Annotated in this window: 15 protein-coding genes; 4 read left to right on the plus strand and 11 right to left on the minus strand. The window is 67.4% G+C overall.

From position 1 onward, the window contains the following. Positions 1 to 13: 13 nt before the first annotated feature. The 4 genes from EV666_RS02245 to ygfZ form a co-directional block, all read right to left on the minus strand. Positions 14 to 2,848, minus strand: a complete 2,835-nt coding sequence (locus EV666_RS02245) for a DUF2339 domain-containing protein (protein WP_132002299.1) — start codon at positions 2,846 to 2,848, stop codon at positions 14 to 16. A gap of 601 nt (positions 2,849 to 3,449) precedes the next feature. Beyond that, entirely contained in the window at positions 3,450 to 4,115 is a 666-nt protein-coding gene (locus tag EV666_RS02250) for an HD domain-containing protein (protein ID WP_376885976.1), read from the minus strand. A gap of 100 nt (positions 4,116 to 4,215) precedes the next feature. Beyond that, entirely contained in the window at positions 4,216 to 4,890 is a 675-nt protein-coding gene (locus EV666_RS02255) for a DNA-3-methyladenine glycosylase I (RefSeq protein WP_132002302.1), read from the minus strand. Positions 4,891 to 4,974: 84 nt separating this feature from the next. Then, complete coding sequence (gene ygfZ / locus EV666_RS02260; protein WP_132002305.1) at positions 4,975 to 5,865, minus strand: CAF17-like 4Fe-4S cluster assembly/insertion protein YgfZ; 891 nt, start codon at positions 5,863 to 5,865, stop codon at positions 4,975 to 4,977. Between the two features lie 240 nt (positions 5,866 to 6,105). Between ygfZ and EV666_RS02265 the strand changes: the two genes are divergently transcribed. Both EV666_RS02265 and EV666_RS02270 read left to right on the plus strand, forming a co-directional pair. After that, positions 6,106 to 7,443, plus strand: coding sequence for a dihydroorotase (locus EV666_RS02265; protein ID WP_132002308.1), 1,338 nt, complete (start codon positions 6,106 to 6,108; stop codon positions 7,441 to 7,443). Positions 7,444 to 8,810: 1,367 nt separating this feature from the next. Next, entirely contained in the window at positions 8,811 to 9,506 is a 696-nt protein-coding gene (locus EV666_RS02270; RefSeq protein ID WP_132002311.1) for a hypothetical protein, read from the plus strand. Positions 9,507 to 9,568: 62 nt separating this feature from the next. On the opposite strand, the gene EV666_RS02275 is transcribed toward EV666_RS02270, so the two are convergent. Then, a complete protein-coding gene (locus tag EV666_RS02275; RefSeq protein WP_132002314.1) occupies positions 9,569 to 10,156 on the minus strand; it encodes a L,D-transpeptidase in 588 nt (195 codons plus the stop codon). Between the two features lie 205 nt (positions 10,157 to 10,361). Between EV666_RS02275 and EV666_RS02280 the strand changes: the two genes are divergently transcribed. Both EV666_RS02280 and EV666_RS02285 read left to right on the plus strand, forming a co-directional pair. Continuing rightward, positions 10,362 to 11,294, plus strand: a complete 933-nt coding sequence (locus EV666_RS02280) for a histone deacetylase family protein (RefSeq protein ID WP_132002317.1) — start codon at positions 10,362 to 10,364, stop codon at positions 11,292 to 11,294. An 18-nt stretch (positions 11,295 to 11,312) separates the two neighbouring features. Further along, a complete protein-coding gene (locus EV666_RS02285) occupies positions 11,313 to 11,960 on the plus strand; it encodes an FMN-binding negative transcriptional regulator (protein WP_132002320.1) in 648 nt (215 codons plus the stop codon). 2 nt (positions 11,961 to 11,962) lie between these two features. Here EV666_RS02285 and EV666_RS02290 read toward each other — a convergent pair whose 3' ends face one another. The 6 genes from EV666_RS02290 to fabI all read right to left on the minus strand — a co-directional run bounded on the left by EV666_RS02290 (position 11,963) and on the right by fabI (position 21,850). After that, entirely contained in the window at positions 11,963 to 13,144 is a 1,182-nt protein-coding gene (locus EV666_RS02290) for an ROK family protein (protein WP_132002323.1), read from the minus strand. A 132-nt stretch (positions 13,145 to 13,276) separates the two neighbouring features. Further along, the gene (ribB, locus tag EV666_RS02295) at positions 13,277 to 14,359 is read right to left on the minus strand and encodes a 3,4-dihydroxy-2-butanone-4-phosphate synthase (RefSeq protein ID WP_132002325.1); all 1,083 of its coding nucleotides are present in this window, start codon (positions 14,357 to 14,359) and stop codon (positions 13,277 to 13,279) included. Positions 14,360 to 14,508: 149 nt separating this feature from the next. Beyond that, a complete protein-coding gene (gene aroC / locus EV666_RS02300; protein ID WP_132002328.1) occupies positions 14,509 to 15,621 on the minus strand; it encodes a chorismate synthase in 1,113 nt (370 codons plus the stop codon). 138 nt (positions 15,622 to 15,759) lie between these two features. Beyond that, a complete protein-coding gene (locus EV666_RS02305) occupies positions 15,760 to 19,836 on the minus strand; it encodes a Pls/PosA family non-ribosomal peptide synthetase (protein WP_132002330.1) in 4,077 nt (1,358 codons plus the stop codon). Positions 19,837 to 20,303: 467 nt separating this feature from the next. After that, a complete protein-coding gene (locus tag EV666_RS02310) occupies positions 20,304 to 21,011 on the minus strand; it encodes a histidine phosphatase family protein (RefSeq protein ID WP_245514156.1) in 708 nt (235 codons plus the stop codon). 8 nt (positions 21,012 to 21,019) lie between these two features. After that, positions 21,020 to 21,850, minus strand: coding sequence for an enoyl-ACP reductase FabI (fabI, locus tag EV666_RS02315; protein WP_132002333.1), 831 nt, complete (start codon positions 21,848 to 21,850; stop codon positions 21,020 to 21,022). Positions 21,851 to 22,238 lie beyond the last annotated feature (388 nt).

A 22,238-nucleotide genomic window follows, 5' to 3' on the forward strand; every position in this document is an offset into this window, starting at 1 on the left:
AAAGAGGGTCCTTTTACGCGGAAACGTCGCCGTCCGCACCCCCGTCCGCACTTTCGGCGGCGCTTCCGGCCGCACTCCCGTCGCGCGCCTGGCGCGCCGATGGCGGGTAGAGCAGCAGCTGGTAGGCGCGGGCGATGCCGATCAGCACCAGGCCAAGCCCGATAAACGACAGGGCGCGCCAGACGCCGTCGAGACTGGCCATGTCGAACAGGAAGGCCTTGAGCACCGCCGCGACAATGAACGGCGCCGAGGCGAGACGCGCCAGGCGGCGCTGGCGCGCCAGGCCCCAGGCCAGCAGGCCGACGCCAATGACCAGCAGCGCGGCGGTGTAGCACCACCATTCCGCCTCGCCGGCGCTCCGCCATATGGAGAGCACGGGCCCCTGAAAATAACGGCGGATGGCCAGCATCACCCAGGCCGTGAACAGGGCGAGGCCGAGCACGGCGGTCGCCAGGGTGCGCCAGCGCGGCCAGAATGCGCGGTTCAGCGTCGCCAGCCCCCCGGCAATGAGCGCCGGGACGAGGTAAGCGGGGATCAGCGAATTGAACAGGGCGCCGCCAATCACGACTTCACCCGTAAACAGCGGATTGACGAGCACGAACAGGCCCATGACGATCAGCGCCGTCGAAACGGCCATGAAAGCCAGGCTGGCGACGCGATAGACCGGATCGGCCCTTCGCCGGTTCATGCGCGACAGGGCCAGCGAGAACAGCAGGGAGCTGCTGGCCAGCAGCCCGGTTTCGAGGTGACCGGACGCGACGCGGAACGGATCGCCGCCGTTGAGGGCGTGGCGGATCTCGAACAGAACCAGCAGCGTCGAGAAGATGATGGCCAGGCTTTCGCACAGGCCGGTGATCCGGTCGCGGCGGTGGCGCGCCAGCAACGTGGATGCGGTCCAGAAGGCGAGGGCCGGGACGCCATAGCCCCAGAGCAGCCAGTTGAACACCGGCGTCGTTCCCATGGCGCCATGGGCGGCGATGGCCGGGTTCCAGACCAGGCGGCCGAGGATGATGAGGCCGAGGGCGCCCACCGCGTAGCGCAGGGCGGGAAGCTCAAGCCGCGCCGCCACCCAGGCCGCGCCCGCCGCCGCGAGGGCGAAGGCCACGGTCAGCATGCCCTTGTCGAGCGCGAAGGTGAGGCCGAGGGCCACGGCGGCGACAGCCCCGGAGGCAAGGGCGCCGACGGCAAGCTGGCGGTTGGGCGACGCACTTTCCGGCCCGGCGCGCAGCCGCGCCGTCAGCGCCACGCCGGCCAGCGCCAGCACGGCGGCGACGATGGCGAAGGGAATGCTGACGGCAAAACCGGCGATCTTCATCCACACCACGGTCATGACGCCAAGCGGCGTCAGCGTCGCGGCGGCGGCGTGGCTGGCGGCGGCGAACAGGGGCAGTTCGCGCCCGGCCAGCAGACGGCGCAGGGCGCCGGCGGCGATGGCGAAGCCGGCGATGAGGGCGAAGGCGAGATAGACCGCGAGGTTCTCCGGCATCGGATGGGCGCCGACGCCGCCAGGGGCGAGGGTTTGCGGCTCCTGCATGGCCAGCGCGACGACGCGCCAGTTCCACAGGGCGCCGGCGGTGATGGCGCCGGCCAGCACCGTGGCCGGCGCCACGGCGGCGATGCGCCAGCCCGCGGCGAACAGCAGCCCCGCCATGGCGCCGCCAGCGAGCATGCGCGCCGCCGGCGTCAGCGGCAGGTCGGATGCGGCGAAGCCGAGCACCGTGAACGCGGTGAGCGCCATGAGGGCGAACCAGTCTGGCCGCGCCTGCGCGTCCGGCGTGCGCCAGTGGGGCTCCGCCGCCAGCACGGCGGCTGCCAGCAACAACTGGATAATGATGTGCGCATTGACGGCGAGCGGCGCGTCATGGCCGGCGGAAACCAGCGCCAGTCCCCACAACCATGCGCCGACGGCGGCGGCGCCAGCCAGCCAGCGCCAGCGCCGGATGCGGGCGAGCGCGTAAGCGGCGCCGACCACGGCGGCAAGATAAAGCGTCAGCGCCCAGTAGTTGGGCTGGTTCGACGCAACCAGCAGGGGCGCGGCGAGCGCGGCCGGCAGACCAAGCGCGGCCAGCGCCGGGCCTTGCAGCGCCGCGCTGAACATGGCCAACACCGCGACGACGCCGAGAACGACGAAGGCCAGCGCCGGACCGATAAAGGCGTAGAGCGCATAAGCCGCGTAAACCGAGCCGAAGATGGTCGCGGCGCCGGCGGCGGTGAGGGCGGCGGGGGCGCCGGGCGCGGCGAAGGGGTGATCGGCGACGGCCGCCGCCCGGCCGGCGCGCAGGTCGCGGCGCCGCAGCCATTCGCCGGCGCCGGTCAGCCCAAGACCAAGCGCCAGCCCAAGCAGCACGCGCGCGGCAGGGCCGAAATAACCTTCCTCGATGCTGAAGCGAACCAGCATCAGGCCGCCAATGGCCAGGGCCAGGGCGCCGACCCAGACGCTCCAGCGCGCGCCCAGCTTTTCTTCGAGGCTGCGACCGTCGGCTTTTGCTTTGCGCGATGCAGGGGGTGCGGGGGTGGAGCCCTGGCCATGGGCTGTTGTCGCGGGCTTTGGCGGCGCGGAGGGAGGCGCGGCGGCGCCCGGGTCCATGGCCGGTTTCGGAGGACTGGCGGCGGCTGGAGCGGGAGATGCTTCAGCGGGCGGGGCGGTGGGCGCCTGTTGTGGGGTCGCCCGGGTTGCGGTGGTTTCGGACGCAGTTCTGAGCTGGGCGATGGTCTGCTCCAGCCGCATCACCCGGGCCTCCAGCAGGGAGGCGCGGTTGCGGGCGCCGACGCTCAGAAACAGGGCGACAATGGCGATGACCGGGATGGACAGCACGAGCAGGACGAGAAGTGTCAGTTCGCTGTCCAAGGTTGTCTCCCTTCGCGATCATCGCCCGGTTTGGCTGATTTCTTAGCCGCAAATGACCGGAATTGTGAAATCTGACCGGAGGTCCGCTTTTTGCCAGGTCCGTGACGGCGGCGGGCGTTGGCGGCGATCCGGCGGAAAACCTGATTCAGCAGGAGGGGATATGACGTTGGTCGTGCTGGACTTTTGCGGGTTCCTCTTGCCCGGCCTCGCCGCCTCGCGCCTCACCGGCGCCGGCCGCTCACAAAATGGTCAGGGACCGCGCCCAGCAACATACGGGGGGCAAGTCGCCAGGCCGGGGCGTATTGGCGATATCTTAACTCATTCCGGCCCAGATTCTCCGGAGCGATGGAACGCCGCGCCGGATCCGGCGCGGCCCGTTTGCGCGCAATTCCTCACGTTCTGATTCAGAATCGCTGTTCGCCGCCAGGTCATTGACGGCGACGGGAAAACGTCGTTCAGGCTCTGTCGCCCATGGCCCGGTTGCAACCGGGGAAAACGTTGAAATTCGTCAGGGAAGCCGGGTGGGCCGGGACGGCGTCCTGGGAAATGAATCGGGATATCCAGCTATCTCATTGACTGCATGCGCTTTCATGATGCGCCTTCATGGGGTGGCGCGGGCTCTGTCCTGTTGGCTGGCGTCGTGGATTTCGGCCTGGACCTCGGCCTCGCACAGACAGGCGAAGCGTTGCAGGAAGCGCTGGCTGGCGTCGTCGGCGCTCCAGGGCGCGAGGAAATCGTCGATGGCGAAGGACAGGGGCAGTGGCGGGCCGAACAGGGCGCTGGCCTCCTCCGCGTCGAAGCCTGCCAGCCGGACCGCTTCATGCCAGGCGGACTGACGGTCGGCCTGCTTGACGATGCGATGGATCAGCGGCGCGGTCCGCGCTGGCAGGCCGAAGCGACGATGCACCGCCTCCTGAAGCCGCAGTTCGACCCGGCCGTAGTCGTCGCCGAGCACCGCCTTGAACGGTGAGATCATGTCGCCGATAACGTATTCCGGCGCGTCGTGCAGCAGCACCGTCAGCCGGCCCTTGCGCGACAGGTGTGGGTGCAGGTCGGCGGCGATGGCCTCGACGAAGACGCAGTGCTGGGCGACCGAAAAAATCGCCGGCCCCAGGGTCTGGCCGTTCCAGCGCGCCACCCGGGCCAGGCCATGGGCGATGTCGGCGATCTCAATATCCAGCGGCGAGGGATCGAGCAGATCGAGCCGGCGTCCCGACAGCATGCGTTGCCAGGCGCGGGGCGGAGCCTTGGTGTCTTTGCGCGTCAAGGGCAGTGTTCCTGAACAGCTTTTCCTGGACAAATTTGCTGAACCAGCGCTGGCGACGGTCATGACGCCCAGCGCCGCCCCTGCTGCTCCCGGAAACGCCCTATCCGGCGGCGGCTCCGTCATCGCAGCGCAGGGGCGCCGGGTTGGCGTGACTGGTGCAGGCGGCGCATGCGCCATGGCGGTAGCAGTCGACCAGATGGTCGTTGACCATGCCCACCGCCTGCATGAAGGCATAGGTGATGGTGGGGCCGCAAAACTTGAAGCCGCGCGCCTTCAGTTCCTTCGACATGCGCCGCGAGGCTTCGCTTTCGGTGGGCGCGTCGGCGCGGGAGCGCAGGCGGTTCTGCACCGGAGCGCCGTCGACAAAATCCCAGAGAAAACGGGAGAACCCCTGCTTTTCCTGGATATCGAGCCAGACACGGGCGCTGGCGATGGTCCCGACGATCTTGGCCCGGTTACGCACGATGTCCGCGTCGTTCATCAGCCGGGTGACGTCGTCGTCGCCAAAGTGGGCGATGGCCTCCGGTTCGAAACCGGCGAAGGCCCGGCGGAAGCCGTCGCGCTTGCGCAGGATGGTGATCCACGACAGGCCAGCCTGGAAGCCATCGAGAATCAGCTTCTCGAACAGGGCGCGGTCATCATGCTCCGGCACGCCCCATTCCTCATCGTGATACGCCACGTAGAGCGGATCGGTTCCCGGCCACCAGCAACGGGCGCGGCCATCGCCGTGGATGATCAGATCATTGCCGCTGAGGGCTCCGCCAGTTTCCGCCATGATCCGCTCCCCCCGCGCCACAATCTGTGGGCGCATTGAAGAACATATAAGGAACAAATGCAAGGCCAACGGTGACGTTGCTGTTCAGTTCCCCGCCATGTCGAAGGTCGCCCAGACTGGCCGCGTCAGGGTCACGGGGGCGCCGCCAACCGTCGGCGTTACATTGTTGGCGAGCGCGTCGGCGTAACGATCGAGCCGCACCATGGCGATGGCGTGCGCCCCGGCGCGGGCGCGGATGTCGCCAAGGCGTTTTTCGCCGGCCATGATGTCGTCGCCCTGGCTGGCGATGGCGTCTGCTTCAAGGCGGGCGGCAACCATGCGGGTGCGCGCCGTGCCGCGATGGTGCATGCGCGACACCACCTCCTGACCGATATAGCAGCCCTTGTCGAAAGCGACGGCGCCGAGCTGGTCGAGGTCCGCTTCATGGGGGAACACGTCGCCGAAAGCATAATCCGCCCCGCCTTCGGGCACGGCCAAAGCGATGCGGTGGGCGCGCCAGGCAGCCATATGGGCGGCATTCGCGTCGGCGTCCGCTGTGCCGGCGACGGCCGCCGCCGGCGCGACGGCGCGCTGGCCGAGGGCGCCGAGGCGGGGATCAACCCAGACCAGGCCCGGAAGCTGTGGCCCCTCGTCATTCCAGCGGACGGCGACGGCGAAATCATCGCCGTGGTTGCTGACAACCACTTTCGCGCGCAGCTTGTAGAAGTTCAGCCGTTTGGCGAGATCGGCGGCGCTGGCGGCGGCGACATCGAGCAGGAAGCCGCCGTTTTCCAGGCCGGGCAGGGTTCCCGCCGGGGCATGCACGATGAGAAAATCGAACAGGATCTTGCCCTGGGGGGTCAGCAGGGCGCCCAGGCTGGCCTCCCCCGGTTGCAGGCGGTCGATATCGCAGGTCACCAGCCCCTGCAGCAGGCTGGCGGCGTCGGCGCCTGTGACGGAAACGACTCCGCGATCTGACAGATGTGCGACCGGCATCGGCGTTCTCCTGGCGCGTTTTCCAGAGAAGCAGGCGACGCTTCCCGTTGGTAAAACGCATGAATTCAAAGTGATATAGCGAAAATCCGGCTCAACCTGAACGGATTTTGCCCTGGGTAAACGCGCGGCGCTTGCGCGCCTGTGCTGGCTGACATAATCCCACCTTGCGCCGGTTCCAACATGCCGGAATGGTGTGGTTTGAAAAGTGGGCGGACGGGGCGCAGGCAGGAGAACAGGCTGATGGCCGATATTTACGATCTCGTTCTCGCGGGCGGCAATGTCGTCAACCAGGATGGCGAGGGCGTGCGCGACGTCGCGGTGCGCGATGGCCGCATCGTGCATATCGGCGCGGTCGATCCGTCGAAGGCCGGGCGCGTCATTGATTGCCGCGGCCTCACCGTTCTGCCGGGGGTTATCGACACCCAGGTGCATTTTCGCGAGCCGGGGCTCGATCACAAGGAAGATCTGGAAACCGGCTCCCGCGCCGCCGTCATGGGCGGCGTCACGGCGGTGTTCGAAATGCCGAACACCAACCCGCAGACAGTGACGGCGGAGGCGCTGGCCGACAAGGTGCGGCGCGGCCATCACCGCATGCACTGCGATTTCGCCTTCTGGGTTGGCGGCACCCATGACAACGCCGCCGAGATTCCTGAACTGGAGCGTCTGCCTGGCGCCGCCGGCATCAAGGTGTTCATGGGTTCGTCCACCGGCGATCTGCTGGTGGAGGACGACGAGGGGGTTGGCCGCATCCTGCGTCAGACGCGCCGCCGCGCCGCTTTCCACTCCGAAGACGAGATGATGTTGCGGGAGCGCAAGGACCTGCGCGTCCCCGGCGATCCGTCGAGCCATCCGGTGTGGCGTTCGGCCGAAGTGGCGCTGCGCTGCACCGAGCGGCTGGTGCGCATCGCCCGCAACGAGGGCGCGGCGATCCACGTGCTGCACATTTCGACCGCCGATGAGATGCGGTTTCTCGCCGGTTGCAAGGACGTGGCCTCGTGCGAGGTGACGCCGCATCACCTGACGCTGGCCGGACCGGAGGCTTACGACAGGCTGGGAACCCTGGTGCAGATGAACCCGCCGGTGCGCGACGCCGCTCACCGCGCCGGCATCTGGGAGGGCGTGACCCAGGGCGTCGCCGACATTCTCGGCTCCGACCACGCCCCCCACACACTGGAAGAGAAGGCGAAAGCCTATCCGGATTCGCCCTCCGGCATGACCGGGGTGCAGACGCTGGTTCCCACCATGCTCAACCATGTGGCCGAGGGGCGCATGACCCTGGCGCGCTTCGTCGACATGACCAGCGCCGGCCCGGCCCGGCTGTTCGGCATCGCCCGCAAGGGGCGCATCGCCGTCGGCTATGACGCGGATTTCACCGTGGTCGATCTGAAGCGCACGGAAACCATCCGCAACAGCTGGATTGCCTCGCGCTGCGCCTGGACGCCCTATGACGGCGTCTCCGTCACCGGCTGGCCGGTGGGCGCGGTGGTGCGCGGGCACGTGGTGATGTGGGAAGGCGAACTGACCACGCCGTCCCAGGGCGAGACGGTGCGCTTCACCCAGGCGCTGCCGCGCGGGTGAGGCGCCTTTGAGAAAAGCGCCAGGCGCTTTCTCGAAGGCAGGCTGAAATGGCGCGCCAAAGCGCGTCAGGCAGCCGCACAGGGCGTTTCGTGATCGGGTTTCCAGGAAATGTTCAGGAACGGACATGTGCAGCTGGCCTCTGCTTTCGCGCCATCTCTTCAAGTGCGCTGTTGAATGAAGCAGCGCCTGGCGGCTGGAAGGCCAGGTCAACCGGCCTGCGCCCGCGGCTGCCGGGGACCGGCCTGGTCTGTCATTGTCGCTCCGAAAGAAAGGAGCCTGCGATGGGAAGTTCCAACGACGACGAGGATCAGGATCAGGATCAGCAACCGTCGAATTTCGGACCGCTTGCCCTGTTTGGCTTCATGTTCTGGAGCATGGCCGGCAGCAGTCATGGGGCGGAGCCAACAGCGCGTCCCCGCCCCAGGCCCGGCGGGGAGCTGAAGTCATTGCCACTTGCCCCACCCACTTCCCTGGAAGTGCGCCGGAAAGGTCCCGCTCTCGGTGATATCCAGGAGGCATTGCTGGAATACACGACGAAACCTGTGCGAGATCTGTTTTCGCGCTGGCGGCCCGCTGCATTCTGGCGTCGCGCGCCTGCGTCGGCGACCAGCGTTCCTCCGCCCGCACGGCAAGCGGGTCTGCTGGATGCAATGCAGAACGGCGGCGATGGAGTGGCGAGTCTTGGGCGGGAAGGCGACCGGGCGCCCTGGGACGTCATGGGTCCTGCAGGAGACATGGGCCCTGCAGGATATGGGGGCAGCGTCGGCGACGTGGGCGGAAGCATGGCTCCCTGGCGGTCGGCCAGCCAGGAAGGCGCGTTAACCGACATGCCGCGCGCGGCCTGCCCTGCAGCGGACCGCCTGGGCGCCGTGCGCGATGAAACGCCGATCCTGCATAGGGTTGACTCTGTGGGCTCCGTCGCGACAGAACGTGAACGCCGGCGGCTGTCAGCTGTTTTTGAGGCTATGTCAACAAGTTTATGATCAGTCGCCTGGACGCTGGGGCGCGGCCGGGCGCAGGACCTTGCTCGCGGGTAGAGCCGGCGTCACGCTTGCCTGCCGATTACCTTCGCCGGTTGCACACGGCCATATGGCTGAAAACATCGCTGTTGCGGACGCAGCCTGCCAGCCCCGGCGCAGCCGATCTCCACCGGCTCATTGGCCCCGCGCATGAGGTGCAGGGCGTCCATGCTGTTACAACGGACGTGCGGTCCGCGCCCCTGGCGCGTTGGTCACAACGCCCTGGCGCGGCGCTGCTTCACGCTTCTCTGGCGAGCCCCTGACAGATATTCAGGCCACCCGGCTTGCGCCGTTTGCCGCCGGGCCTGCCCAAGCTGTCATTATCGCCCTGAAAGAAAGGAGCGTGCGATGGGAAGTTCCAGCGATGACGAAGATCAGGATCAGCAACAATCGAGTTTCGTGCCGCTCGGCCTGTTTGGATTCATGTTCTGGAGCATGGCCGGCAACAGTCATGAGACGCCAACAGCGCGTCCCCGCCCCAAGTCCGGCGGGGGGATAAAACCATTGCCGGCGCGGACCCCGACGGCGCTGAAGCCTCCGACGTCCGTAGCGCCACTCCGTGACTCCAGCCTGGCCAGGCCGGTCGCCCATTCCATGCCAGAGCGCCAGCGTCGCGCGGAGACGGTGGAGATAGATTGGCGCGGGATACCGGGCGTCCCGCCAGAGGTAGAACCGCTGCTGTTTGATCCCGATGAGGTGGCATTCCTGGACATCAGCCGGCGCTTTTCCGACGCCGCCGCCGTGAGAACAGGCGCGCGGTCTGCCGGTTTCATGCCGGCGCTGAATGCTGATCAACTGGCGGGTGTAAACGAGGCCCTGCGGGCCGGCAATGAGGCGTTGCGGCGAGAGTTTGGACTGGAAGGCATCTCCGGATTGCCGGCCGGCGCCGGAGCGCATGTCCACAATGCCGGGGGTCGGGTGAGGCGGTCGGGCTCCGCGTCGTCCGTTGGCGGTGACGCCGCCGCTTCGCTGCCGCGTTCGGCGGTCCGGGCGGGCGTGGACGAGCGCGTGGAACGGCTGGCGATGCGGTGTGTGGAACCCTAGGATGACGGCGCTGCCCTTGGGCGCCTTTTGGCAAAGGCGGCGGCGTTTCGTCAAAAATCGCTTTATCTGACGATCACCTTCGCGCCGGTCTGCACGCGGTTATAGAGGTCGATGACGTCGATATTGCGCATGCGGATGCAGCCGGACGATTCGGCGCGGCCGATCTTCTCCGGCTCATTGGTGCCGTGGATGCGGTACAGGGTGTCCCTGCCGTTCTGGTAAAGGTACAGCGCCCGCGCGCCCAGCGGATTGCCAGGGCCGCCCTTCGTGTCGCGCACATGCGGCCAGCGCTGTTTCATCTCCGCCGGGGGATGCCAGTCCGGCCACTCGGCCTTGCGCTGCACCATGGCGGTTCCTGTCCAGCCAAAGGCTTCGTTGCCGACGGCGACGCCGTAGCGCATCATCTTGCCGCCGGGCAGCACGTAATAAAGCTGGCGGGCCCTGGTGTCGACGATGATGGTTCCCGGCTTCTCGCCGGTGTCGTCCTTCATCAGGTAGCGGGCGTAGATCGGGTCCTGTTCGGCTTTGGGAACCTGGGCCAGCCATTCGGCGTCGCGGCTGGAAACCTGCGGGTCCGGCGTCGTCGTATAGCAGCCGGCGAGCAAAACAGTGGTCGCGACGGCGACAACGACCCTCGAAAGATACGGCATTCCCAGTCCCTGAGCCGGCGGCGCCGGCGGGCCGGCGAATCGTCATTCAAAATCAGCGTCACCAGCGTTATCCGACCGGCGGTCTGCGTACAATCATCGGCAACCTCAACCAAATGAGAGCATGCCTTCCCTGGCCTGCGCCATGGACAAGCCAGCGCCGGCTTGCAAGACTGGCGCTTCACATATGGTTTAACAGGGCCTTCCATTGACGACGCTTTTTCTGTCGCATCCCGCCAGTCTCCTGCATGAGACATTTCCCGGCCATCCTGAATGTCCCGACCGCCTGCGCGCCGTCGAACGGGCCCTGGAAGACGAGAAATTCGCCCTGCTGGCGCGGGAGCAGGCGCCGTTGGGCACGGAGGCGGACGTCCTGCGCTGCCATGGGCGGCAATATGTGGAGCAGTTGCGCGCGCTTGCCCCCACCGACAGCCGTCTGGTCGAGGTCGATGGCGACACCACCATGAGCATGGGCACCTGGGAGGCGGCGCTGCGCGGCGTCGGCGGCGCCGTCAGGGCCGTGGACGAGGTTCTGGGCGGGCAGGTGACCAATGCTTTCGTCGCCACGCGCCCGCCAGGCCATCACGCCGAGCGTGACCGGGCGATGGGGTTCTGCTTCTTCAACAACGCCGCCATCGCCGCCCGGCACGCCATCGAGGCGCATGGGCTGGAGCGGGTCGCCATCATCGACTGGGACGTGCACCACGGCAACGGCACCCAGAACATCTTTTGGAATGATCCCACCGTACTTTATTGCTCAACGCATGAGGCGCCGCTGTTCCCCCACACCGGCGACATGGGCGAGCGCGGCGAGCACGGCAATATCGTCAATATTCCGCTGACGCCGGGCACCAATGGCCGCACCTATCGCGAGATTTTCGACCTGATGGTGCTGCCGCGCGTCGACTCGTTCAAGCCCGAACTGGTGATTATCTCGGCCGGCTTTGACGCCCACTGGCGCGATCCGCTGGCCAATATCAACCTCACCGAGAATGATTTCGCCTGGGCGACGCGCCGCCTGCTCGATCTGGCGGACAGGCGCAGCAGGCGCCGCGTGGTCTCGGTTCTGGAAGGCGGCTATGATCTGGACGCGCTACAGCGTTCGACAGCCGCGCATGTGGAAGCGCTGATGGCGGGCTGATCGCCGGCAGGAGCCACCATGTACACGCCGCCAGCTTTCCGTCAGGACGATCCCGCCTGGTGGCGCCAGTTCATCCGCGCGACGCGCCTGTGCACGCTGGTGACGGCGACGGCGGAGGGGCTTGAGGCGACGCCGCTGCCGATGATTCTGGATGCGCCGGAGGGCGGGGAGGCGACGCTGCTTGGCCACCTGTCGCGCGCCAACGACCAGTGGAAGCGCCCGCCGGTTGGCGAGGCGCTGGCGATTTTCACCGGCCCCGACGCCTATGTGACGCCGTCCTGGTATCCCTCGAAGCAGGAAACCGGCAAGGTGGTCCCCACCTGGAATTACCAGGCAGTGCATGTGCATGGCGAGGCGACGTTTTTCGACGACCCGGACGGGTTGCGCGCGGCGGTGACGCGGCTGACCGACCTGCACGAGGCGGAGCGGGCTGAAGCGGGAATGGAGACGTGGCGGGTGAGCGATGCGCCGGAGCCCTTCGTGGCGGCGCAATTGCGCGGCGTCGTCGGCGTGCGGCTGCGCATTACCCGCGTCGACGCCAAATCAAAGATGAGCCAGAACCGCAGCGCGGACGATCAGGCTGGCGTCGTCGCGGGCCTCTCGGAAAGCCCGCGTCCCGGCGATCAGATGGTCGCGGCCATCGTCGCCGGCCTGGGGAAGTCGTAAGACTATCCTTCCCCGTCCTCCAGCCTGGCGCGGTTGGTGTAGCGAGCATTGCCGAGGCCGGTGCCGATGGTCAGCACGCCCCAGTGGGTTACGTCCTGCATGAAGGGCGTCTGGCTCAGGCCCTGCACGACCGCATCGTTGTGCATCACCACCGCCGTTTCATGGCCGCCGATCTCCGGGATTGCCTCGCGCAGGCAGTGGGCCAGGTTGAAGCGTGAACTTTCCCAATTGCCCGGCAGGTTCTGGCCGCCCCGGGTGATGGCGCCGTCCGGGCCGATGACGCCTGGAACGCCAACGCCGATCAGCGGGCACAGGCGGCGGCCGTTGCTGTCGGCCATGGCGATCAGCTCCGCCAGCATGTCGGTGAGCCGCCTCACCGCCTCATCGCGTTTGGGGTCATCGTCGCGATGGCGCCAGAGGGTGGATTTCCAGACCCGGGCCTTCGACAGGTCCTTTTTCTTCTTCAGGTTCACGTCGATGACGCCGCAGCGGATGTTCGAGCCGCCCACGTCCACGGCCAGAATGGCGTCGTGGCCTTCATAAACCCACGCCGGGGCCAGATGGGCGCAACCAATCAGCCCGGCTTCGTCCGGGTGGTGGCGGATCATCTCCATGTCGATGTCGACGCCTTGGCTTTTCAGCAGCACCATCGCCCGGCCCACGGCCAGTTCGCCGACGCGGCTCTGTTTCAGCCCGCCGCCGACGACGATGCGCTCCGTGCCCTTCCAGGCTGTGTCATTGAGAAAGCGCCGCGCCACATGGGCCAGCTCCCCGGCAAAGTGCTCGATGGCGCCGAGCACGACGCCCGCCGCTTCCAGATCGCCTTTGGTGAGAAGCCGGTCGAGGGTGGATTTGCTGATGTCGGCGCTGGGGTTGTCGCCGAGGGGGTCGCCGTCGCGGTCGTTCTGGCGCAGCGCCTTGCGGATTTCATCAAGCGTGGCGCGAAACGCCCGGCCGCTGGCGCGATCGCCGACAAAGCCTTCCCTGTCGCGGATTTCCAGGTTGTAGCTGTCAACCAGAACGGATGACAGGGATTGGGCGCCGTGGACGGCGACACCGGCGGGCGACGGCGCATCGTCGCCTTTCGCCTGCTTCCGGCCCTTGCCGGCGGCGGATTTCTTGGGTTTTGCGGATTTTCCGGCCGCCGTTTTTTTGCCCGATCGGGCTGACGCTGATCTGGCCATTCATCCCCCGGTTCGGGACGCAATGGTTCATCGCGTCCGCCTTCTGACAAAATGGCCTGAAGCGCAAGGGCGCCTTCAGGCCTCTTCAGTCAGAAAACCGCCGGGGCGTGCTTTCGTTCCGCAGGCCAGGCGTCAGCCTTCAACCGGTTCGGTGCGGACGATTTCGATGCCGAAGCCGGCGAGGCCGACGAAGGCGCGGGGCGTCGAGGACAGGTTGACAATGGAGGAGACGCCGAGATCACGCAGGATTTGCGCGCCGAGGCCAATCTCGCGCCATTCGCGCACACGGCTTTCCTCGGCGCTGACCGGGTGCTTGCCCTCGTCCTGGCGGTGCAGGGGCACGCCGGCGGAGCCATCGCGCAGATAGATCAGCACGCCGCGGCCGTCGCGGGCAAACCTGGCCAGGGCCTGATCGACGGCGGAAGGGCCGAACAGGTCAGCCACCACGTCGGCGCGGTGAAGGCGGGCCGGCACAGCCTCGCCATTGCCGATGGGGCCCATGACGAAGGCGAAGTGCTGCACGGTGTCGAGATTGGTTTCGTAAGCGTAGCCGGTGAGGTCGCCGTATCGGGTATGCACCGGAAACGTTCCCACGCGCTCCACCAGCTTTTCGCGGGAGCGGCGGAAGGCGATCAGATCGGCCACCGAAATGCGCTTGAGATTGTGCGTGGCGGCGAAGGCGTCGATCTGCTCGCCCTTCATCACCGTGCCGTCATCATTGGCCAGTTCGCAGATCACCCCGACCGGCGGCAGGCCGGCGAGGCGGCACAGGTCCACCGCCGCTTCCGTATGGCCGGAGCGCATCAGCACGCCGCCGTCGCGGGCAATCAGCGGGAAAACGTGGCCCGGGCGGACAAAATCGTCCGGCCCCATGTTGCCATTGGCCAGGGCGCGCACGGTGTTGGCGCGCTGCTCGGCGGAAATGCCGGTGGTGAGGCCGTGGCGCACGTCGACGGTGACGGTGAAGGCGGTGCCGAGCGGCGCGTCATTGGCGGCCACCATCGGATCAAGCCGCAACCGCTGGGCTTCCTCGCGCGATGTCGGCGCGCAGACGATGCCGCAGGTATTGCGGATGATGAACGCCATCTTCTCCGTGGTGCACAAGGAGGCGGCGCAGATCAGATCGCCCTCGTTCTCGCGGTCGTCGTCATCGGTGACGATGATGATTTCGCCGCGGGCGATGGCTTCGATGGCTTCGTTGACGTTGTTCGACATGAGGTTTCCGTCCGGACGTTTTCATGGGGCGGTCTTGTCGGCGCCGCGCCAGCGCGACATCCGTTCACACTGAACCGGATATTGCTCCGCCGCTTTGATCAAACGCACTCTCCCCGGGAAAAATGGACCGCACCTTTCCCGAAAATGCTTCAGGCGCCCGGCCAGTGGCGGACGCCGCCGGTCTGGGCGCGATCGCGCAGGTAGTGATCGGCGATGGCGCAGGCGACCATGGCCTCGCCCACCGGCACGGCGCGCAGGCCGACGCAGGGGTCGTGGCGCCCCCTGGTCAGAATGTCGGCTTCGTGGCCGGCGCGGTCAATGGTCTGCCGCGGCGTCAGGATCGACGAGGTCGGCTTCACCGCGAACCGGGCGATGACCGCCTGGCCGGTGGAAATGCCGCCGACAACGCCGCCGGCGTGATTGGACAGGAACAGCGGCCGCCCGTCGTTACCCATGCGCAGTTCGTCGGCGTTCTGCTCGCCGGTCAGCTCCGCAGCGGCGAAGCCGTCGCCGATCTCGACGCCCTTCACCGCGTTGATGCTCATCAGATTGGCGGCGATGTCCGTGTCGAGCTTGCCGTAGACCGGCGCGCCAAGGCCTGCCGGAACGCCCTCCGCCACCACCTCGATAACCGCGCCGATGGAGGAGCCGCTCTTGCGGACGCCGTCCAGATAGGCGGCGAACACGTCGACCATGGCCGCGTCGGGGCAGAAGAACGGGTTATCGTTGATGATCGACCAGTCCCAGTTGGCGCGGTTGATCCTGTGCGGACCAATCTGCACGACAGCGCCGCGCACCACGAGGCCCGGGACCACCTTGCGGGCGATGGCGCCGGCGGCGACGCGCATGGCGGTTTCGCGCGCCGACGAGCGGCCGCCGCCGCGATAGTCGCGCACGCCATATTTCACGTCATAGGCGAAGTCGGCGTGGCCGGGACGGTACTTGTCCTTGATGTCGCCGTAGTCCTTCGAGCGCTGGTCGGTGTTCTCGATCAGCAGGCCGATGGACGTACCCGTCGTGATCTGCTCGCCGCTTTCCGGGTGGGGGAACACGCCGGAGAGGATTTTGACCTCATCGGCCTCGCGGCGCTGGGTGGTGAAGCGCGACTGGCCGGGTTTGCGCCGGTCGAGGTCATGCTGGATGTCGGCTTCCGTCAGCGGAAGGCCTGGAGGGCAGCCGTCGACCACGCAGCCAATGGCCGGGCCGTGGCTTTCGCCAAAGGTGGTGACGCGGAACAGGTGGCCGAATGAGTTGTGCGACATGGACTTCCTCTGCCGTCTGCATAGGGCTGGCGTCGCGTCCGGTCAAACCGCGCTCCACATTTTCCGGCGCCGGGAGCAGCGGCGCATGCAAAAGGGCCGGCGTTGCCGCCGGCCCCCTGCGTTGTCCGCGCGCTTCGCTCAGGCCGCGATGCGCAGGGCGGCGCCCTTCGTCCGGGCGGCTGCGTCGCCCTGGGGGCGGCGCACCGGCTGGGCCGGGGCGCCAGCCCATTCGGAATGCGCCGGGAGGCTCTCGCCCTTCATCACCACCGTGGTCTGGCCGATGCGGGCGAAGTCGCCGACATGGGTGTCGTAGAGCACCGTGGAGCCGGCGCCGACCGTGACGCCCTTGCCGAGCTCCACCCGGCCCACCTTCATCACCCGGTCCTCATACAGGTGGGTTTGCAGGGTCGAGGTCATGTTGATGGCGCAGTAGTCGCCAATTTTGACGCAGTCGAACTCGGTCAGGTCGGTCCAGTCCATCCACACGCCCTTGCCGATCTTCGTTCCATACAGGCGCAGCAGCCAGGGCAGGAAGGGCGTGCCGCGGAAGAACTCCAGCGACGCCTTGCCAACGAGGCCGCCATAGATCACCGCGACGGCCTCGGTGCGCATGGCCCACCACGACCACATGGGATGGGCGGTGGGTTTGTAGGCGCCCATCATCAGCCATTTGACGATGGCGGCGAAGGCCACCAGCGCCAGGGCGATAACCACGCCGGCGGCGAGGAAGACGCCGGTGGCGGTCAGCCAGTCGCCACGGCCGATCGGGTTGGCGATGACGTCGGCGGTCATGTAGCCGCAGGTGATGAACAGGGCGGTGGGCAGCGAGGTGTGGAACGCCTCGAACAGGCCGCGCCCCAGCAGCTTCAGCTTCGGCGGCTGGTAGGTGAAGTTGGCCGCCACGTCGAACTTCTGCCGCACCGGCAGCCTGATGGCCGGGCTGCCGAACCAGGTCTCGTTCTCGCCGATATGCAGGTCTTCCGGCATGCGCGACTTGATGCCGAGCAGCGCGCCGTCTTCGATCACCGAGCCGCCGGGGACGATGGCGTCATTGCCGAGGAACACCCGGTCGCCGGTCTTCACCGTGCGCAGCTCCATGTAGCCGCGGCGGATCTCCTCGTCGCCGAAGATCACCTCGTCGCCAAGGAAGTTGCCGGCGCCGATGTCGACCAGGTCGTAGCGGCCGGCGAGGTTGGTGGAAATCTCCGAGCCCTTGCCGATCTTCGCGCCCATCAGGCGATACCAGATGCGCATGAACAGCGTGGCGTAGAGCGAGTTCAGCGTCTCCAGCGTCACCTCGGTGGCGAGGCCCATCAGCCATTTGCGCACATAAGTCCAGGAGTGGATCGAATAAACGCCAGGGCGGACGCGCGGCAGGATGACCCAGCGGCAGACGATGATCACCGCCATGGAAACGAGGATCAGCGCCAGCGCCGTCGGGATGGTGAGCAGCGGCAGCATCGACCAGGACACTTCATGGTCGTTCACGCCGCTGAACAGCCGGTCAAGGTTGTAGAGAATGTAGAAGGCCGGGAAGATCGGCAGCAGGCCAAGCATCAGCATGACGATATAACCGACGCCATAGACCGCCCCCTGCGCGGCACGGCGGGCCGGGCCAGCTTCCGCCTGGGGCGGCAGGGCGGCGAGATCGACCATGCCGGTCTTGCGGGCGGGGGAGCCCTCCCATTTCTCGCCGTCGCCGACGACGCCGTTCTCCGGGATCGCGGTCAGGTCGGCGAGTTCGGCGCCGCGGCCGACGCGGCTGTTGGGGCCGAACGAGCAGGTGTTGCCGGTATAGGCGTCGGCGCCGATGTCGATCGCGCCGATAACCAGTTCATTGCCCACCACCTGGACGTTGGCGAAGCGGTTCTTGGCGCCCGTGGAGGCGCCGTCGCCGATGGTGATCAGGTCGATGGCGCCAGCCTCGAAATCGCCGATGATGGCGTCGCGGCCGATTTTCGCGCCCAGCATGCGCAGATAGACGCGCATCAGCGGCGAGTTTTGCAGGAACTTCAGCGACGTGGCCTGGATCATGCGCTGCACGAACCAGACGCGGAAGTAATAGACGCCCCACAGCGGATAGCGGCCGGGTTTCGTGCGGCCGAGCACCGCCCATTTCAGGCCGGCGATCAGCAGCTTGGCGCCGATGTTGAGCGCGACATAGACGGTGAACAGCGCCGCCATTTCGGCCCAGATCGAGGCGTCCTCGCGCAGCAGGGCGATGGAGGCCAGAAACAGGCCAAGCCACTGGATGGTCACCACGCCGAGAATCAGCGGCAAGGCGACAGCTTGGGCAAGGCCGCACCAGAAGCGTCGCAGCAGCGGCGGCGGCTCAAACGACAGGTCCAGGGCTTCGCCGCCGCCATTGGCCTCCACCAGCGCCGCCATGGCGCGCAGGGTGCGGGCGGCGTAGACGTCCTGCATGGTCAAGGTGGCGTAGGCCGGATGCCGGCGCACCTCCGAGACGAAGCGGGCCGCCAACAGCGAATGGCCGCCGAGATCGAGGAAGAAGTCGGCGTCGAACGGGATGGCCTGGCCGGGGAAGACATGCTTCGCCGCCGCCAGCAGCACCGCCTCGGCGTCGCTCTGCGGCGCTTCGTCCTCAGCCGCTTCGCGGGCGGTGAGCGCAACCCCCTTCAGCGTTTTGCGGTCGATCTTGCCGGAGGTGAGGCGGGGCAGGGTCGTCGCCAGCTCGAAATGCGACGGGCACATGTAGGACGGCAGGCGCTCACGCAGGCCAGCGCGCAGGGCCATGCGGTCGATGCTCTGGCCCGGCTGGGCGACGAGGAAGGCGACCAGCCGGTCGACGCCCTCATCCTGGCGCACCACCACGGCGGCCTGGGCGACGTTGGGGAAATCGGCAAGCGCCGCTTCGATCTCGCCCAGCTCGACGCGAAAACCGCGGATCTTGACCTGGTCGTCGATGCGGCCGTGGAAAACGATGTTGCCTGTGGCGTCGAGGCTGACGGCGTCGCCGGAGCGGTACAGCACCGGGTCGACCGGCTTTTTGTCCGTGGCGAAGGGATTGGCGATGAACTTCTCCGCCGTCAGCTCCGGACGGCGCAGATAGCCCTGGGCGACGCCGGGGCCGCCGATCAGCAGTTCGCCTTCCGCGCCGGGGGCGACCGGGTTCAGCTGCTCGTCCACCACATAGCAGGTGTAATTGGGGATCGGCTTGCCGATGGTGACGGTTTCGCCGGGCACAACTTCAGCCACGGTGGCGACCACGGTCACTTCCGTCGGGCCATAGGTGTTGAAAATGCGCCGGTCCTGACGGGCCCAGCGGGCGATCAGTGGCGCCGGCAGCGCCTCGCCGCCAAGCAGGATCACCCGCAGCCCACGCACGTCGCGCGGCAGCAGGGCCAGCAGGGTCGGCACGGTGTCGAGCACGGTGACGCCAGCGGCCTCCAGCACGTCGGGCAGGCGCTCGATGTCGCTCATCACCTCCGGCGTCGCCACCGTCAGGGTCGCGCCAACCAGGTATGGAACCCAGATTTCCTCCATCGACAGGTCGAAGGCGACGGAGGCGCCCTGAAACACCACGTCGTCGGAGGTCAGGCCGTAGACGTCATTGGCGGCGCGCAGGAAGTGGCAGATGTTGCGCTGGCTGATGACGATGCCCTTGGGCGCGCCCGTGGAGCCCGAGGTATAGATCATATAGGCGGGGCTGTCGGCGCTCTGGCCGCGCGCGCGCGGGTCGGGGAGGTCCGGCAGGTCGCCGGCGGCGGCTTCCGCCTGCAGCGCCTCGACGCTCCAGACCGCGAATTTGGCGCCGCGCGCCCGGGCGGCGAAGCTGTCGCAGGTCAGCAGGCCCCTGGCGCCGGCGTCGGCGAGGCAGACGGCGATGCGATCAACCGGAGCGTCGGCGTCGAACGGCAGCCAGGCGGCGCCGGTGCGGGTGACGGCGATCTGGGCCATCAGCAGGGCGACGCCGCGCGGCGCCCACAGGCCAACCACGTCGCCAGGGCCGATGCCCTTCGCCGCCAGCGCCCGGGCCATCTGGCCGGTCAGTTCGTTGACCTGGGCGTAGGTCCAGACCTGGTCGCCACTGGCGTAGGCAATGCGATAGCCGCGCAGGCGCACGGTCGCGGCGAAAATCTCGGCCAGGGTTTCATCACGCGCGAACTCCGGCCGCACGGGACCGGACAGCATGAATTGCGACGCCACATGGCCGGCGGTAGCCCCCACATTCACGTCTTCGCCTGGTGTTCTCATCTTGCCCTCGCCTGGACGGCCTTCCGTCCATGGATGCTGCGGCAGACCCAGGATTCCACAGGGAAAGGGCCTGCATGGGCGGATGATTGCGCCTGGCTGCCTGAACCGCGCATGAACGAAAATGAACGGAATGATGAACGCGACCAGGCGGGGCCGGGGAGCGTTCAGGCAGGGTTGGAGCGGGGGAGCCGCGACGGCGCGGGGGATAGCCGGAGCCGCCGGGATATCAAGGCTTTTCAGGCGCCCACAGGCCAGTGGAAGCCCCTCCGGATGTCTGGGCGGCCACCCACAGCTCATGACCGGGCTCGCGCAGGTCATGACGCAAATGTGGCGTTTCAGCCACACATGGGGACGTCAGATATGGGAACGTCACACATGGGAGGGCCACGGGAGAGGATGGGGCGCCGGCGCGAGGGCGCCCGGGCGTTCCGGTCCGCAAGGCGGACATGCGAAAGGCGCCCGAAACCTCAGCCGTGGCCCGGCGGAGCGTCTTCGGGCAGCCAGCGCCAGCCGTGGGCGTCGATGCGGAGCACGCGGCCCTGCCAGACCGGGAAATGGACGGCCTCAAGCGGATCAATGGCGCAGGTGAGAGCCAGCAGCGCCCGGGCGACGCCGCCGTGGGAGACGATGACCGCATCGCCGTCCAGCGCCGCGATGGCGGGGGCGAGGCGGGCGGCCACGTCGGCGTAACTTTCGCCGTCCGGCGGCGTGTACGTCCACGGCGACGCCTTGCGGGCGGCGTGGGCGGCCGGATGGCGCGCCTTGATGTCTTTCCAGGGATGGCCTTCCCAGCGGCCAAAGGAGATTTCGGCCAGCCGTTCGTCGGCCTGGTAGCCGGCCGGCTCGAGCCCCATGGTCTGGCGCAGGATTTCCATGGTGCGGGCGGCGCGGGCCAGGGGACTGGCCAGCCAGAGGGGGCGGGCTGGATCAGGAAGCAGCCCGCCGAGAAGCCGGCCGGCGACCGCCGCCTGGCGTTTGCCGGTGCGGTTCAGCTGCGTGTCGCGCCGGCCTTGCAGGCGTCCGGCGGCGTTCCAGTCGGTCTCGCCGTGGCGGATGAACCAGATGACGCCGCGCGGCCGGACCCCACAAACGACGGGCGCCTCGGCAGGGAGGGCCTCCTGGCGCCCCGCGTCCGGTTGTCCGGCGTTTTCGGCCTGCGTCCGTATGGCGTCCACGGGCCGGGTTATTCCTTGTTGAGAACGATGTCGGGCGCGTCGGGGTTCTTCATGCCGACCACATGGTAGCCCGCGTCCACATGGTGCACCTCGCCGGTGACGCCCTTCGACATGTCGGAGAGGAAATAGGCGGCGCTCTCGCCGACGTCCTCGACGGTCACCGAGCGACGCATGGGCGAGTTGTATTCGTTCCACTTCAGGATGTAGCGGAAATCGCCGATGCCGGAGGCGGCGAGGGTCTTGATCGGACCGGCGGAAATGGCGTTGACGCGGATGCGCTGCGGGCCCAGATCCGCGGCGAGGTAGCGCACGCTGGCTTCCAGGGCCGCCTTGGCGACGCCCATCACGTTATAATGGGGCATCCATTTTTCGGCGCCGTAATAGGTCAGGGTCAGGATCGAACCCCCATCGGTCATCAGCTTCTCGGCCCGCTGGGCGATCGCGGTCAGCGAGTAGCACGAAATCAGCATCGACTTGCTGAAATTGGCCTCGCTGGTGTCGAGATAGCGACCGGTCAGCTCGTCCTTGTCGGAAAAGGCGATGGCGTGGACGAGGAAGTCGATCTTGCCCCAGAGCTTCTCCACCTCGGCGAACACCGCGTCGATGGTGCTGGCGTCGGTGACGTCGCAATGGCCGACGACGGCGGCGCCAAGTTCGGCTGCCAGCGGCTCAACGCGCTTCTTGAGCGCGTCGCCCTGATAGGTCAGGGCGATTTCAGCGCCGTGCTGGCGCGCCGCTTTGGCAATGCCCCAGGCAATCGATTTGTTGTTGGCCAACCCCATGATAACGCCGCGCTTGCCGGCCATGAGGGAACTGATTTGCGCAACGTTGCCTGCCATGGTGAAACTGGGACCCTGGTGCTCGCCGGAACCGCCGACGCTTCTTCCGTTGCATCATTAGCCGACGCGGGCGGGGGACGGAAGCCCGGATTGTTCCACTGTTTCACAAGCGCGGGCGGCCGGACCATCACGCCAGCGGGCTCCCATGGCTGAGCTTGCGTCAGATGCTGGATGGTTTATACCGCCGCCCGCTATGTGCGCCGTGCGTTCAGGGCGCAGGCGCAGCGTCGATCGGCTCTCCGGAAGTTGTCGCCGAACTTTGACAAGCTGGTGAGAGAATGACGTCCGGCCATTGCGCAAAACTGATTTGCACGCCTCAATGATGGCGGTTGTCTGACAACGCAATGGCAATCTGCGAAACGCTGGCGAACGGATCGCGCGATCATTG

This window comes from Camelimonas lactis, from assembly GCF_004342915.1.
Classification (GTDB): Bacteria; Pseudomonadota; Alphaproteobacteria; order Rhizobiales; family Beijerinckiaceae; genus Camelimonas; species Camelimonas lactis.

What these genes read in the sequence shown, in the direction of transcription:
- ygfZ (WP_132002305.1), bottom strand. Translation starts at nt 5,865, where the DNA reads ATGCCGGTCGCACATCTGTCAGATCGCGGAGTCGTTTCCGTCACAGGC.
- EV666_RS02275 (WP_132002314.1), bottom strand. Translation starts at nt 10,156, where the DNA reads ATGCCGTATCTTTCGAGGGTCGTTGTCGCCGTCGCGACCACTGTTTTG.
- EV666_RS02255 (WP_132002302.1), bottom strand. Translation starts at nt 4,890, where the DNA reads ATGGCGGAAACTGGCGGAGCCCTCAGCGGCAATGATCTGATCATCCAC.
- aroC (WP_132002328.1), bottom strand. Translation starts at nt 15,621, where the DNA reads ATGTCGCACAACTCATTCGGCCACCTGTTCCGCGTCACCACCTTTGGC.
- fabI (WP_132002333.1), bottom strand. Translation starts at nt 21,850, where the DNA reads ATGGCAGGCAACGTTGCGCAAATCAGTTCCCTCATGGCCGGCAAGCGC.
- EV666_RS02305 (WP_132002330.1), bottom strand. Translation starts at nt 19,836, where the DNA reads ATGAGAACACCAGGCGAAGACGTGAATGTGGGGGCTACCGCCGGCCAT.
- EV666_RS02265 (WP_132002308.1), top strand. Translation starts at nt 6,106, where the DNA reads ATGGCCGATATTTACGATCTCGTTCTCGCGGGCGGCAATGTCGTCAAC.
- EV666_RS02285 (WP_132002320.1), top strand. Translation starts at nt 11,313, where the DNA reads ATGTACACGCCGCCAGCTTTCCGTCAGGACGATCCCGCCTGGTGGCGC.
- EV666_RS02270 (WP_132002311.1), top strand. Translation starts at nt 8,811, where the DNA reads ATGGGAAGTTCCAGCGATGACGAAGATCAGGATCAGCAACAATCGAGT.
- EV666_RS02290 (WP_132002323.1), bottom strand. Translation starts at nt 13,144, where the DNA reads ATGGCCAGATCAGCGTCAGCCCGATCGGGCAAAAAAACGGCGGCCGGA.
- ribB (WP_132002325.1), bottom strand. Translation starts at nt 14,359, where the DNA reads ATGTCGAACAACGTCAACGAAGCCATCGAAGCCATCGCCCGCGGCGAA.